At 36.4% G+C, this 14,341-nt stretch carries 17 protein-coding genes; 11 read left to right on the forward strand and 6 right to left on the reverse strand.

Annotated features, from left to right (window positions below):
* From A1704_RS20885 to A1704_RS20935, 11 genes are all read left to right on the forward strand, one after another.
* Positions 1-540, forward strand: coding sequence for a 3-oxoacyl-ACP synthase (locus A1704_RS20885; RefSeq protein ID WP_082798850.1), 540 nt, complete (start codon positions 1-3; stop codon positions 538-540).
* A 98-nt stretch (positions 541-638) separates the two neighbouring features.
* Complete coding sequence (locus tag A1704_RS20890; protein ID WP_034692439.1) at positions 639-896, forward strand: phosphopantetheine-binding protein; 258 nt, start codon at positions 639-641, stop codon at positions 894-896.
* An 84-nt stretch (positions 897-980) separates the two neighbouring features.
* The gene (locus A1704_RS20895; protein ID WP_062675953.1) at positions 981-2,180 is read left to right on the forward strand and encodes a beta-ketoacyl-[acyl-carrier-protein] synthase family protein; all 1,200 of its coding nucleotides are present in this window, start codon (positions 981-983) and stop codon (positions 2,178-2,180) included.
* On the forward strand, positions 2,177-3,238 hold the full coding sequence (locus A1704_RS20900) for a beta-ketoacyl synthase N-terminal-like domain-containing protein (RefSeq protein WP_062675954.1): 1,062 nt from the start codon (positions 2,177-2,179) through the stop codon (positions 3,236-3,238). The genes A1704_RS20895 and A1704_RS20900 overlap by 4 nt, the downstream gene beginning before the upstream one ends.
* Positions 3,239-3,395: 157 nt before the next feature.
* Positions 3,396-4,151 carry a polysaccharide deacetylase family protein gene (locus tag A1704_RS20905; protein WP_062675955.1) on the forward strand — a complete coding sequence of 252 codons (756 nt, stop codon included), beginning with the start codon at positions 3,396-3,398 and terminating at the stop codon, positions 4,149-4,151.
* Positions 4,144-4,770 (forward strand): LolA family protein, encoded by a 627-nt coding sequence (locus A1704_RS20910; RefSeq protein WP_062675956.1) that lies wholly within the window; start codon positions 4,144-4,146, stop codon positions 4,768-4,770. Before A1704_RS20905 ends, A1704_RS20910 begins: the two co-directional genes overlap by 8 nt.
* Positions 4,736-5,371: a hypothetical protein gene (locus A1704_RS20915; RefSeq protein ID WP_062675957.1), complete on the forward strand. Its 636-nt coding sequence runs from the start codon at positions 4,736-4,738 to the stop codon at positions 5,369-5,371. Before A1704_RS20910 ends, A1704_RS20915 begins: the two co-directional genes overlap by 35 nt.
* A 7-nt stretch (positions 5,372-5,378) precedes the next feature.
* On the forward strand, positions 5,379-5,978 hold the full coding sequence (locus tag A1704_RS20920; RefSeq protein ID WP_062675958.1) for an outer membrane beta-barrel protein: 600 nt from the start codon (positions 5,379-5,381) through the stop codon (positions 5,976-5,978).
* Between the two features lie 4 nt (positions 5,979-5,982).
* Entirely contained in the window at positions 5,983-6,363 is a 381-nt protein-coding gene (locus A1704_RS20925) for a 3-hydroxyacyl-ACP dehydratase (protein WP_082798844.1), read from the forward strand.
* On the forward strand, positions 6,360-6,836 hold the full coding sequence (locus A1704_RS20930) for a hypothetical protein (protein ID WP_062675959.1): 477 nt from the start codon (positions 6,360-6,362) through the stop codon (positions 6,834-6,836). The genes A1704_RS20925 and A1704_RS20930 overlap by 4 nt, the downstream gene beginning before the upstream one ends.
* A 4-nt stretch (positions 6,837-6,840) precedes the next feature.
* Positions 6,841-8,013, forward strand: coding sequence for a DUF2062 domain-containing protein (locus A1704_RS20935; RefSeq protein WP_062675960.1), 1,173 nt, complete (start codon positions 6,841-6,843; stop codon positions 8,011-8,013).
* A 68-nt stretch (positions 8,014-8,081) separates the two neighbouring features.
* Here A1704_RS20935 and A1704_RS20940 read toward each other — a convergent pair whose 3' ends face one another.
* The 6 genes from A1704_RS20940 to A1704_RS20965 form a co-directional block, all read right to left on the reverse strand.
* Positions 8,082-9,335, reverse strand: coding sequence for an alpha/beta hydrolase (locus A1704_RS20940; RefSeq protein WP_238590665.1), 1,254 nt, complete (start codon positions 9,333-9,335; stop codon positions 8,082-8,084).
* Positions 9,336-9,341: 6 nt separating this feature from the next.
* Positions 9,342-9,707, reverse strand: a complete 366-nt coding sequence (locus A1704_RS20945; protein WP_062675962.1) for a hypothetical protein — start codon at positions 9,705-9,707, stop codon at positions 9,342-9,344.
* Positions 9,704-11,392 (reverse strand): C45 family autoproteolytic acyltransferase/hydolase, encoded by a 1,689-nt coding sequence (locus A1704_RS20950; RefSeq protein ID WP_394361648.1) that lies wholly within the window; start codon positions 11,390-11,392, stop codon positions 9,704-9,706. The genes A1704_RS20945 and A1704_RS20950 overlap by 4 nt, the downstream gene beginning before the upstream one ends.
* 1 nt (position 11,393) lies before the next feature.
* On the reverse strand, positions 11,394-12,920 hold the full coding sequence (locus A1704_RS20955; protein ID WP_062675963.1) for a phytoene desaturase family protein: 1,527 nt from the start codon (positions 12,918-12,920) through the stop codon (positions 11,394-11,396).
* Between the two features lie 160 nt (positions 12,921-13,080).
* Complete coding sequence (locus A1704_RS20960; RefSeq protein WP_062675964.1) at positions 13,081-13,965, reverse strand: LpxL/LpxP family acyltransferase; 885 nt, start codon at positions 13,963-13,965, stop codon at positions 13,081-13,083.
* Between the two features lie 119 nt (positions 13,966-14,084).
* Positions 14,085-14,339, reverse strand: a complete 255-nt coding sequence (locus A1704_RS20965) for an acyl carrier protein (RefSeq protein WP_034692469.1) — start codon at positions 14,337-14,339, stop codon at positions 14,085-14,087.
* Positions 14,340-14,341 lie beyond the last annotated feature (2 nt).

Genomic DNA, 14,341 nt, shown 5'->3' on the forward strand with positions numbered 1-14,341 from the left:
ATGAAGAAAATAAATACCTGTACCATAGAACATTCAAAAATAACCTTTGACGGAAATCTTATTTTTGAAAGCCCAAGCGAAACCTTTCAGGAATTTGCCAAAGAAGCCTATAAAAGTTTAGACCTCAGCTATCCAAAGTTTCATAAAATGGATCATTTGAGTAAACTGGCTTTTCTTTCCGCTGAAACCATTTTGAAAGATGAAGACCACAGCAGAACAGCCATTGTTTTTGCCAACAGATCGTCCAGTCTGGATACGGATTTCAAATATCAGGAAAGCATCAACGATCAGGATAATTTCTATCCGAGTCCTGCCGTTTTTGTGTATACTTTACCCAATATTTGTGTAGGTGAAATCAGCATTAAACACAAAATGCAGACAGAAAATGCTTTTTTCGTACTGGATGATTTTGATGAAGAATTTTTGAATGACTATTCTGAACAGATTCTTCTATCCGGAAAAGCTGACAAAGTATTGTGTGGCTGGGTGGAATTGTATCAGGAAAATTACAAAGCTTTTGTATATTTGCTCACATTATAATTTAACAATGTACCAATCTGATAATGTACCAATGCTAAAGGCAATAACAACCATTGGTCAACTGGCACATTGATATATTGTACATTAAAATACTATTTATGGAAAACTTAAAAACAGAATTGAAACACAAAATTATCGAAGTTCTTAACCTTGAAGATGTATCTGTAGAAGAGATCAAAGATACTGACCCACTGTTCGGAGGTGGATTAGGATTAGATTCTATCGACGCTTTGGAACTGATCGTTCTTCTTGATAAAGACTATGGAATAAAATTAGCAGATCCTAAAAAAGGAAAAGAGATTTTCCAATCTATCGATACGATGGCAAAATTCATCGAGGACAACAGAACAAAATAAATTAATATAAAAATCTAACAGTGTAACAATGTAGCAATTATTGGTAAATTATCCGATTGATACATTGTTACATTATTGAATACCATGAGTCAAAAAATTGCCATAACGGGAATGGGCATCATTTCCTCCATCGGAAACAATGTGGAGGAAAATTTTATTTCATTGCAATCCGGAAAACATGGAATTTCAGATATCGAAATGTTTGAAACCCGTCATGCCGGAGCCATTAAAACGGGTGAAATAAAATTATCCAATGAAGAACTTGTACAACAGCTTCAGCTTGATGAAGACAATAACGTAACAAGAACTTCTTTATTGGGAATGATCGCTGCAAAGGAAGCTGTAGAAAGTGCAGGAATTTCAGATATCAATGGTTACAGAACCGGCTTGATTTCTTCTACCAGTGTAGGCGGAATGGATATCACTGAAAAATACTTCTACTCTTACGAAGACTTCCCTGAAAAGCAAAAGTATATTGACGCACACGATGCCGGAAATTCCTCATTGGCGATTGCCGGTTATCTGGGATTAAAAGGAATGGTTTCTACCATTAGTACAGCCTGCTCATCAGCAGCCAATGCGATTATGATGGGCGCAAAGCTCATCAAAAACGGAGTTTTGGACCGTGTTATTGTAGGGGGAACAGATTCTCTTTCAAAATTTACTTTGAACGGATTCAATACCCTGATGATTCTTACGGATTCCTACAACACTCCTTTTGACAACAACAGAAAAGGGCTGAATCTTGGGGAAGCTGCGGCTTTCTTAGTCCTTGAATCTGAAGAAATGGTCAAAAAAGAAAACAAAAAGGTTCTCGCTTATCTTTCCGGATATGGAAATGCTAATGATGCCCACCATCAGACCGCATCTTCGGAAAACGGACAGGGCGCATTTTTAGCAATGCAGCAAGCCCTGAAAATTTCCGGTTTGGAAAAAGAGCATATAGATTATATCAACGTTCACGGAACAGCTACTCCTAATAACGATTTATCTGAGGGAATTGCCATGATAAGAATCTTCGGAGAAAACCAGGTCCCTGAATTCAGCTCCACAAAAGCATTTACAGGACATACTTTGGCCGCAGCAGCAGGAATTGAAGCCGTATTTTCAATTCTAGCCATGCAAAACAGTGTGATTTTCCCGAACCTGAATTTTAAAACAAAAATGGAAGAGTTTGACCTTACTCCTGTTACCGAATTGAAAGAGAAAAAAATCAATCATGTGCTTTCCAATTCATTTGGATTTGGAGGAAACTGTTCCACCTTAATTTTCTCAAAATCATGAGTGCAGTATACATCAACAGTGCATCCTGTATCTCGGTTCAGGACACTTTAAACGACAATATTCTTCAAAACCTTACTGTTAAAAATTCTTCAAACATCATTAAAGCGATAGAACCCAATTACAAAGAGTTTATTCCGCCTGCGATGATCAGAAGAATGTCTAAAACCGTAAAAATGAGTTCCGCAGCATCTCACTACGCATTGAAGGAAGCTGAGATTGAAAAACCGGATGCTATCATTGTAGGAACCGGAATGGGCTGCTCTCAGGATTCTGAAAAGTTCCTAAAAAACGTGATTGATAATCATGAAGAGTTCCTTACGCCTACCTTTTTCATCCAGTCTACTCACAATACGGTAGCAGGACAGATTGCTCTGGGATTACAGTGTCATGCTTACAACTTCACGTATGTAAATACTTCTTCTTCACTGGAGTTTTCGTTACTGGACGCTCAGCTTCAGATCAATGACGGAGAAGCAGAAAATGTTCTGGTAGGTTCTACAGACGAACAGACGGACAGAACCATGGAACTTTACTGCTTAAATAATACGATCAAAAAAGAAGCAGATCTTCCTGCAGATTATTTACATTCCACTACCAATGGAGTGATCTGGGGTGAAGGTGCCAGCTTTTTTGTAATTGGAAAAGATAAGACCGAAAACTCTTACGCTAAGCTTAAGAATATCCAGATCAGCAACAAGGTTGAATTGAATGAAGTAAAGGATTTTATCCAGAATTTCCTGGTTCAAAACAATCTTTCCACTCATGATATTGATGCGGTTATTTTAGGATTCAGTGGAGATGCACAATCAGATATGTATTATACAAAAGCAATGAATCTGTTTCCGGATTCAGCACAGCTGTATTATAAACATTTGAGTGGAGAATTCAATACAGCAAGTGGTTTTTCAACCTTTATGGCCTGTCATATCCTGAAGGAACAGCAGATCCCGGAAATTATGATGATCAATGCAGAAAAAAAGGAAAGTATAAAGAATATACTTCTTTACAACCATCTGGCAGGTCATGATCACAGCCTGGTGTTATTGGAAAAGGCATAATTGTTGAAATTGAAAATTATACGGTCTATTTGTCATTCAGAGCGAAACGCAGTGAAGCGTGGAATCTAAATTAGAAATTAGTCTGGACTCCTACGGAGTGTGACAATGGTATACAATAAATATTACGACTATAAAACTTGTAATAAAACAATCAGCAATGAAACATTATCCCTTCATCCTGTTCTACCTTTTCTGTAACGTTTTTATTTATGCGTTCCACGGAAGTATTTGGGTATATCTGTTTTGTTTTTTTGCTTTTTCTGCAGTAGTTGTCTGGGGTTCTTTTGACATTGAGCTGGGATATTTTGTGAACAGTATTACTCATAAGCGTACCAGAATAAAAGAAGTGGCTCTTACATTTGATGACGGACCTACTGAATTTACCCCAAAGTTTTTAGACCTGCTTAAAGAACATCAGATAAAAGCAACTTTCTTCTGTATCGGAAAACAGATTGAAAAATACCCTGAGACGTTTCAGAGAATTATTGCAGAAGGTCATACGATTGGAAATCATACCTTATCACATTCCAATTCTACAGGATTTTTATCGACTTCAAAAATGATTACAGAGATTGAAAAGTGTGATAAGATCATGAAAAACGTGGGAAATATTAAGACCAATCTCTACAGACCGCCGTTCGGAGTTACGAACCCTAATATTGCAAAAGCAATCAAAAAAACCAATAAAGTAAGCATCGGGTGGAATGTACGCTCTTTGGACACCATCATTGATGATGAAAAAAAGATCTACAACAGAGTGACCAAAGGTCTGAAAAATGGGAGTATTATCCTTCTTCATGACACTTCAGAAAAGACCTTTCGGGTGCTGACCAATTTATTAGTATTTTTGAAGGATAAAAAATATTCAACCTTTACTGTTGATACAGTGATAAATTCAAATAGAAATGATTAAAAATATAGCTTTCGGAGTATTCTTACTGGTTTCAGGATTCTTTTTTGCGCAAAACACAGCAATGTCAGGAGCTGAAGCCAAAGCATTTGTATCGAAGGTTTCTTCAGACACAAAAGAAATTAAAACGTTACAGAGCGATTTTACCCAGACCAAAAAAATGGATTTCCTTGATAAAAGCATTGTCACCTATGGGAAAATGTCTTTGCAGACGCCCAATATGCTGAGCTGGAAGTACACTAAACCGTATCAGTACAGTATTGTTTTTAAAAGCAATAAAATCTTCATCAATGATCAGGGAAAAAAATCTTCTGTAGATGCGAAAAGCAAAACATTTGAAAAAATCAATAAACTTATTGTAGGAAGTTCGAATGGAACCATGTTTAATGATCCTGAGTTTACCGTCACCTACTTTAAGAACGGAAATTACAATGTGGCAAAGTTTATTCCTAAGACATCACAGCTGTTGAAATACATCAAACAGATTGAACTGTACTTCCCAAAGAACCAGTCGACAGTTTCACAGGTCAATATGACGGAGGCTTCCGGAGATACTACGAATATTGTTTTCAAAAATACCAAGATCAATGCTTCCATTCCTGCGTCAGAGTTTTCTTTATAGCCTGATTCTGATCCTGGCTGTTTCCTGTAAAACATACCAGTTAACAGAAGCAAAACCTGTTTCTTCTTCTGAAAAGATGGTTGAAAATTTATACTTTTCGTCTACTGAAGATTATGTATACAAATGCCAGATGGACATATATAAAAACCATGTGAGTGGAATTCTGATCATCAAAAAACTGAATGAAACAACGCACCGTGTCGCCTTAACTTCTGATTTCGGGAATAAACTGATAGATTTTGAAGTCTCTGATAATGATTTCAGACTGAATTATGTACTTCCTGATCTGGATAAAAAAATAGTGATCAACTTTCTAAAAAATGACTTTCAGCAGCTTCTGAAAAGAAAATATCCGGTCAGTGAAAGTTTTGAAAATAAAAATGCTAAAATCTACCTTTCAAAAATCGATAAGAAGAGCTACTATCTGTTCTTCAGCAAAGAAAATGGCTTACTGAAAGAGATTGTTTACACGAAAAATAACAAAGAGAAAATCGATTTCACTTTTGATGCAAAAAAACCTATCTTCGCAGACAGCTTAAACCTGCAGCATAAGGACTTTAAGATCAATATAAAGCTATTTCAAATAACCGAGACGGAATAAATTTCACATGAAAAAAATATATTTCTTGCTTTTTGCACTTTTCTCCGCCTTATCTTTTGCCCAGGTCACTTTCAATCCGGGAATCAGAGTAGGTGCCAATATTTCACATATATCTGACGGACCTGCTTATGAGTCCTTTTATTATAATGACAATCAGGGATATCACTATGGTACCAATGCTTATGATATCAAATCAAAAGTGGATTTCTACATAGGTTTCCAGGCCAATATCCGGTTTGCAAAATTCTATGCTCTTCAGCCGGAAATTTATTATACCCGCCAGGGCGCAAGATTTGAAAGCCAGAATCCTGCTGTTTCTTCAAAAACAGCGACACTTTCTTATGTAGGAGGAGCAGTAGTGAATAAATTCTATTTTGAAAAGTTTAATATTCATTTTGGTCCGACCTTGGAACTTCTGACAGATCATAAAAATATCGATTCGCCTATTGAGGCAGATTTGGGACTGTTATTTGGAGCCGGTTATGATATTACAAAAAATATAGGCGTAGAGGCCCGAATTAAAAAAGGTTTTGTGCATATTAACAATGACAATACCAACGTAACATTCCAGATGGGAATGTATTATACATTTAATCTTAAAAAATAAGATCATGCAAACGATTCTTACAGACTTTTATACTTTAACATCATACGATAAGGCAGAAGACGGAAAGTTTACTGCTCATATTCATCTTAATAAAGACCATGATATTTTCAAAGGCCATTTTCCTGGAAATCCGGTAACTCCCGGTGTTTGTATGATGCAAATTATTAAGGAACTGACTGAGGAATTTACAGGTTCAAAGTTATTTCTGAAAACAGCTTCCAATGTAAAGTTCATGGCGATTATCAATCCTTTTGAAACCCCTGATCTGGTACTTCAACTGGATATTGCTGAAAATGAAGAAGATGTTAAAGTAAAAAACACGACTTCTTTTGGCGAGACTATTGCATTGAAATTGTCTGTAAGCTATAAAAAAATATCGTCATGAAACTAATCTTATCATTCATAGCAGCATTTGTTTTTTTCTTTCAATCTGATCTTGAAACGCTGAGAAACAGCTATGCTAAGGCGAATGAATCCACTACCAATACTGCGAGCTTTATTGAAACTGCGGAAAAACAATCCGGCTCTGATGCTGTAACTGTAGGATACAAGGCCGCAGCAAAGATTATGGAAGCCAAAATTGCCAAAAGCAACAGAAAAGCTCTGGTAAAGACAGGTGCTACAAGTCTTGAGGGCATTATTAAAAGTAATCCTAACAATGCAGAACTTCGTCTTATCAGAATGAGTGTTCAGGAAAATATTCCGAAAATTGTAGGATATCGTGGAAGTTTGAAAGATGATAAAGCTTTCCTGCTGAATAATTACAGCAAACAGAATACAGCTCTGAAGGGCTATATCAAAAGGTTTGCAATGCAATCTAAAACCATGACAGAGGCGGAAAAAGCCACTTTAAAATAAAAAAATGTTTCTTGCTGAAGTACAAAATGCTATTTCTGAAAAGAAGATATGCGTTTTAATCCCTACCTACAATAATGAAAAAACCCTGAAGAGGGTTATTGACGGTGTTCTCAACTACACCGGAAGTATTATTGTAATTAATGATGGTTCTACGGATTCCACGCCTCAGATTCTTTCTCAATATCCTCAGATCACTGTAATTTCCTTACCGGAGAATAAAGGAAAAGGAAACGGCCTAAAAACGGGTTTCAGAGCAGCAAAGAAATCAGGATATGATTACGCCATCACAATAGATTCGGATGGTCAGCATTATCCGGATGATATTCCGGTATTTGTAGAAGCTCTTCTTCAGGAAAAAGAGGAAGTTCTTCTTATCGGAAACAGAAATATGTCTCAGGATGGGATTCCTAAGAAAAGTAGTTTCGGAAACCGTTTTTCCAATTTCTGGTTTTGGTTTGAAACCGGTATCAGGCTTGAAGATACACAGTCCGGCTACAGACTTTATCCTTTGCATAAAATTCCAAAGAAATATTTTACCCCAAAGTTTGAATTTGAAATAGAAATTATTGTAAGAACTGCATGGAGGCATGTTCCGGTAAAAAATGTTCCAATCAAGGTTTTATATGATCCGGTGGAGCGGGTTTCCCATTTCAGACCTTTCAAAGATTTCACAAGAATCAGTATTCTGAATACAATTCTGGTAACGATTACTCTACTTTATATTATTCCGAGAAATTTCGTGAATAATTTCAAAAAAAAAAGCTTTAAAAGATTCATACAGGAAGATGTCTTAGAAAGTGACGGAAGTAACCGAACAAAAGCATTTTCCATAGCACTGGGCGTTTTTATAGGACTTTCTCCTTTCTGGGGATTCCAGACTCTTCTGGTGATCAGTTTATCTGTACTTTTTAAGCTTAATAAAGTCCTTGCATTTGTAGCTTCCAATGTGAGTCTTCCTCCTTTTATCCCTTTCATTATTGCCGCTTCTCTGTTTCTGGGAGCACCATTTGTAAGTGGAAACAGCGATATTTTAAGCCAGGATTTAAATTTTGAACTGATCAAGAACAATCTTTTGCAATATGTGATTGGTAGTTTTATCTTAAGTATTACACTTTCGGCCATTGCAGGAGTGACCTCTTTTCTGTTTCTGAATAAGGTAAGCCCGGAAAACAATTAAAAAAAGCCCGGAACAAAGTTCCAGGCCTATCACAATGAATTATTATTTTCTATTGTACACGGAATACATTATTGCAGAATAAACTGAACCAAATCTTTTAAAAACTGTTCATCCACTTTTCCTTTTATTTCATAATCTTTTGGAGATGGTTTTCCGGAACCTGCAATAAATAAGTGACTTAATGCAGGATAAAACTTAAATACAGCAGTCTTATCATTTTTCAATGTTTCTTTCCAAAGGCTGAAATCTTTCTCAGTTACCTGATAATCTCTTCCCCCTTGTGCAAAAAACATCGGAGCTTTGACTTTTTTAACTTCGTTAAGCTGATTGTAATCCTTCAAATACTTCCAATATGCGGCAGACTGGCCCAAAGGAAGCTCTGATGAAGGAGAATGTAAGTTAAATTGGGATGAGTTTAAAAAAGCAGCCTGCTTTTTAATTTCCTGAACAGCTTCAGCTGGAACTTTAGCCGGGTCAATCGTATGAAGGTATTCATATTGCTCAACAAGCAGGTCTTGCAGCGGTCTCGCATTCCCGGCCATAAAAACATATTTTGAAACCTGTGCCTTTTCTGCAATTTTAGGCATCATATATGCTCCCTGGCTATGCCCAAGAATGATAATCTGGTATCCTTTGTAATCAGCATTATTTTTAAAATAAAGAGCTGCGTTTACAGCATCATTGATGGTTTCTTCTTCTACAGTAGACTTTTCCGTAAATGCTTCAGGGTGGGAATAGGTTCTTTTATCATATCGATAGGAAGCAATTCCGTTGTTTAAAAGATATTCTGCAATGTCTTTAAACGGCTTGTTTTCTCCAATGGTTTCATCTCTGTCATGAGGTCCGGAGCCGTGAACGAAAATAACCAATCTCTTTTTATTGTTGGAAGGTGGAATTAATAATGTTCCGTTCAGCTCAATAGCATCGCTTTTTATTTTCAGTGTGGTTTTCTCATCTCTTTTTTCAAATGTTTTGTGAGGAACTAAGAAGAAACCCAGCAATTTATTATTCTCACTAAAAGTAAGCTGAACATCCAGTTTTTCCTTTTCAAATTCAGAATAGTAATAATAGGTGTTTCCTTCGTTATTTACTTCAAGGATATTTTTAAGTCCTCCAATCTGCCCCTGAAGTTGTTGCGGAATCGCTTTGAGCTGTTCCACCGGAATTTGTCCCGCTACGGTAGGATCAAAATAAGCATGTGCTTTTTCTATATTTTTATCAACCAGCAAGGCTTTAATGAAAGTATTTCCGATCTCTTTTCTGTCCTGAGAAAATGATAACAGAGCGAATGCGGTAAAGAATAAGGTTAAAAGTTTTTTCATAATCAATTATTTAAAGACCACATCAGCGAATGATAGTGGTGTCATCATTATGGTAACAAATATCGAAATAATAACCAGGGCGAGCTGGGTGATATGGTATATTTTTTCTCTTTCCTCCTCATTGATTTCAAAAGTAAATTTTATTTTATCAGGCCTTCTAATGATCAACCAGATAAATAAAAGAACAGCGAGATTCATCAGTACAGGAAACACAAGAAAGATTTTGCTTCCATAATTGTCTTTCATACTTCCGTACCCGTGAATAGTGATGGTGTCAGGTATTGAGCTGTAAACGGTGCACAAATACACAGAATAACAGATAATAATAACAAAAGGAATACAGAACAGCAGTTTTATATATTTGGGGATCATTTCAGTTTCTTTAAAGATTTCTTCAGGTATTTTTCAACATTTTTTCTGTCCGGAACTGTTGTAATTTCTTTCGTCAATGCTTTCTCAAACTCCATTTTTGCCTTTGAATATTCTTTTTTGCTAAAATAATACTTTCCTGATTGATAATAGACCAGCCAAAAATCGGGATTCATAGCCTGATACGATGGGATAATATCGTCTGTCAACAGCGCGTTTTTATCATCAGCGGCCTCATTGATTTCTTTACCGTACATTTTGGATAGTTCATAGTTTTGAAATTCTTCAGAATCTGCGAACGGATCTCTTGCAATATTCAGTTCTGTTTTCGCCAGCAGACTTTGCGATAATGGCTTACCGGAAAAAATCTCATTCAGGTCATAGCAAACAAATTCTCCAAGCTGATAAGGATTGGAAGAAACCCAAACCAGTTTTTTCTGAGGCGAAAATATAACGGCATGGTGAGCCAATAGCTGATTGAGTGCTTTTTCATTTCCATAACCGATACTTTCATCTTTTAAGCCGGACTTATTTCTTAAAATGGAGGCCATCTTTTCGGGAGTGATCTTCTTTTCTTTCTGCAAAAGCTCCTGAAGTTTTTCATAACGGTATTCTGAATGGCTTTCTTCAATCTGCTTCTGATTTCTTTTGTCATCTTTATAAGCTTCAGATTGGAAATGATTGGTACAAAGCACTCTGCTTGTATTTTGTACTCTATATACCCCGAAATTTTTAGGTGAAACTTCAATAATGACGGCATTTTTATCAGCCGCACTTCCCACAAGGATAGATTCCGAAACAAATACCTTTCGTTTTTTAGCAATGGCAATGGCTTCTTCTATATTTTTTGCATACTGTAAAATCTCTCTTGTAACCAGGGAAATAGGAGTCTTTGCCGTTAAAGGAATTTTTGATTTTCCGGCATTAATGGTCACGGTAATTCCTTCTTTATTCATTCCTGAAACTACACCTATCATTCCGGGCCAGCTTACCGACATATAGGGAATTCCTTCTTCGGGTTGTACAAACTCTACCAATTTATTTTTAGCAAAATCGTCTCCCACATAAAAGTCGAAATTCCTTCCAATCAACAAGTCTCCGTCTTCAGTATTTTCATTCCATACAGCAAGAGATGTACAGCCTACCATGGCAAGATCCTGCATGGCATGCCCGATATCATGAGCACCGTGCAGGTAAAGGTTTCTTAAATATTTAGGAGCAATAAAGTCATACTGATCGGATGAATATCGTGACAAGCCAAATAATTCTGCCTGATAATCTTCTCTTACATTGAGGTACATTTTTCTGTTGTACCATTTTAAAAAACCTCTTAACAGCCCTTGTCTGAATTTTGATGGTACAAAACCTTCCACTTTTGAAAAGAAAATGTTCTCCTGCTTCTGCATTAAGTTTTGGGTCAATGCTCCGCTATTATATCCAAGCTGCAAAGGATTTCCTTTAATATAGAGTTCCCAGAGCTGATGTTTATTTTTGGTAAGATAATTCTGATTGTAGCTGAAGGTACTGTCATTGATCTGGTTTACTTTCGGGATCTCCAGAGCATATTGTTTTACATCGGGAATATGTTTGATAGACTTTGAGATTCCGCAGGATGTGAGGAAAACACAAAAAGTGAGATAAAGTAAAGTTCTTTTACAGGATGAATAAATGGTTTTAGTTTTTTTCACTTTAGTTTTTATTAATCATTTGGGTCAGCCGCATGTCTATCGTTTCTTTTCCGATAATTTCAGCACAGGTGTTAAAAGCTCCGATAGTAACGCCTAAGATGCCATGCATATTCACGGATTGTCCGGTCAGAAAAAGATTGTCAATTTTGGTACGGGGAGAAACCATCGTTTTAAGAGGATTCTCCGAGCTTTTCATATATCCATACATATTTCCTTCACAATTTCCGATATAGTCCCGATAAGATAAAGGAGAGGAAGTATAGAGTGTTTTAATGGCATGCCTTAGATTCGGAATTTTCTTTTCCAGAGCATCAAGCATTTTTTCTGTTTTTTCAAGCTTAAATCTTTCATAAGCATTTCCTCTTTCATGTTCATCGGCAACGGTATTGAAGGTATTCTCCCATTCTTTAACCTCATCAAAATCCATATACGATATCGCCGTCAGACTTTCTGCGAATTCAGGATGACGTTTCGAAGGTGTAGAAGAAAGCATAAACGTTTCCGGCCACGATTCTTTCCGGTATTGGAATGCATTCCAAACCTGTTCTTCAGAGGAGTAGTGATATCTGTTATAATTAAAATTCGGAAGATAATGAGGCTTTAAAACAAGATAAATACTAAAGCACGATGAAACCGGCTTCCAGCTTAAAACCCTGTTCAGAAAAGATTTCTTAAGTCTTTCGTCACCAATAAGTTTAATGGTGGAACGGATTTCTATATTTGAAATAAATTGTTTGGCGGCGTATTCTTTTCCTTTTTTTGTTTTAACAGAGGTCAGTGTATTATTTTCATTAAAAACAAATTCTGAAACTTCCGAATGCTTGTGTACTTCGGCTCCATATTCCCGGAGTTTTCTGATTAAAAGTTTAGAGATCTGGCTTCCTCCTTTCACACATTTGTAAGCACTTTGGATATAAGAATTTACCGTCAGAGCATGTACATAAAAGGGAACATTCTCCGAGTCTCCGGCATATAAAAAGTTGGAACCCAGTAAAACTGACTGCAATTTTTTATTCTGAGTAACAGATTCAATGAATCTTTTGGTATTTAGATGCAGGATTTCCTCGTTGTAATTGTCTTTTCCCACCACATGATATCTGGGAAACTGGCTGCATACATACTGAATTTCTTCGCAATAGTTTTCAAGGTTTTCTTTTTCTTCGGGAAAATACTTTGAAAGCTGTTCAACAAAATTCTGATAACCCTGTGCATGAGGATATTCTATTTCATCTTCTCCGAAACTGATTCTGTCATAGCCGTCTTCATCCATCAACTGAAGTTCAAGATCATCCATGATTTCCAGATAGGAAAAGAACTGGTTAAGATTCTGTCCTTTGGATAAACCTCCAAGATAATGGACTCCGGTATCAAAAATAAGCTTATCTCTTGAAAAGGTCTGCAGATTTCCCCCATACTGGTTATTTTTCTCCAGAACGCATACTTTCAGACCTTCTTTCGCCAAAATAAGAGCTGAAACAAGGCCTCCCAATCCGCTGCCGATTACAAGTATGTCGTATTCTTTCTTCAAAAGAAAATGTGCTTTTAATAATTAAGAAACAGGGAATTTAAGATATTTAAAGTTTACTTCAGTAAAGTAAGCATAGAAATTTTATGAGTTCTCTTAAATCTCGGTAAATCTTAATGGTTTTTTAGTTTTTATTCGTTTTTACGGGATAAAAATAGAAAAATTAATCAACATCATCCCAAAAATCAAAATAATTAAACCATTGAAGCGGGTATTTTTTCACCATAGTTTCAAGATTTTGCACATAAGACTGTAAAAGTCCCTGTGAATCACGGTTTTTGATATTCTGTGCCACTCTTGCGTACAGATGGTAATGAAGATTATTCTCTTTCATCACATAGACATATACTACGGGAACGCCTAACCTTGTGGCGATCAAAAACGGGCCAGCCGGAAATTTTGCACTTTTTCCCAGCAGTTCTGCCTCCAGATATTTGGACCCTTCGAAATAACGGTCTCCGGTAAAGCAGATGAGTTCATTATTGGACAAAGCCTGATTGATCTCAAAGATATGAGACATGTCCTCCTTCACGTAAATAAACTTGATATTACTCTTTTTTACCGCAACACTTTCCAGATATTCCTTGATCACGGTCACTTCCTGATCTGTTGTAACCAGATTGATCTGGCAGTCGAAGTCGATATCTGCAAAAAAGTGTTCCGCAATTTCAAAATTACCAATATGGGCACTGATGAGTACACCTCCTTTTTTAGCAGCTAAAAGATTTCTGAGGTTTTCAATACCGTCAAATTCATAGGTATATTTTTCTCTGAGTCCGGCAGAAATCGCAGTTTTATCAATCAGAACTTTTCCGAAGGTAAAATAGCTTTTAAAGATGGAAGCTTTGGATTTCCAGTATCCATAGTTCAGTCTTTTCTGAAAATAATAAAGAATGTATTGATTGCTTTTCTTCTGAAACAGGGAGTAGTAGGCCGCCACAAAATACAGCACACCATATGAACTTCTGATCCCGATATTTCTAATACACCAGACGAATATTCTGTATCCGAGTACTGTTCCTTTAGATTTACCTTTCCACTTGTTCATATCTAGAATTTAATATAACAGAGAGCCAATGTAATAATACCTTTTTGAAGTGTCCGTTACCGGATCACTGTGATATTGTTACATTGGCACATTTTATAGAATAAAGAATTACTCAATAACTACGCGTTTTTTTCAGCAATCTTATGTTCAATCGTTGTATAGAAATCATCAAATGTTACCATTTTTTTGAAATCTGCTTCTCCTAATTTCACCCCGAAATTGGATTCAATCACGACTACCATGTCGATATAATCTAAGCTGTCTAAGCCCAGTGTATTTTTAAGGTTGGCATCGTTACTGATTTCGTCTCCGTCTACCTCGAATTCGTTGACAAGAAAATCATTAACAATAGCAACAATTTTTTCCCTTTCCATGT

Origin of the sequence: Chryseobacterium cucumeris, from assembly GCF_001593385.1 — a bacterium.
In the GTDB taxonomy this organism is placed as follows: Bacteria; Bacteroidota; Bacteroidia; order Flavobacteriales; family Weeksellaceae; genus Chryseobacterium; species Chryseobacterium cucumeris.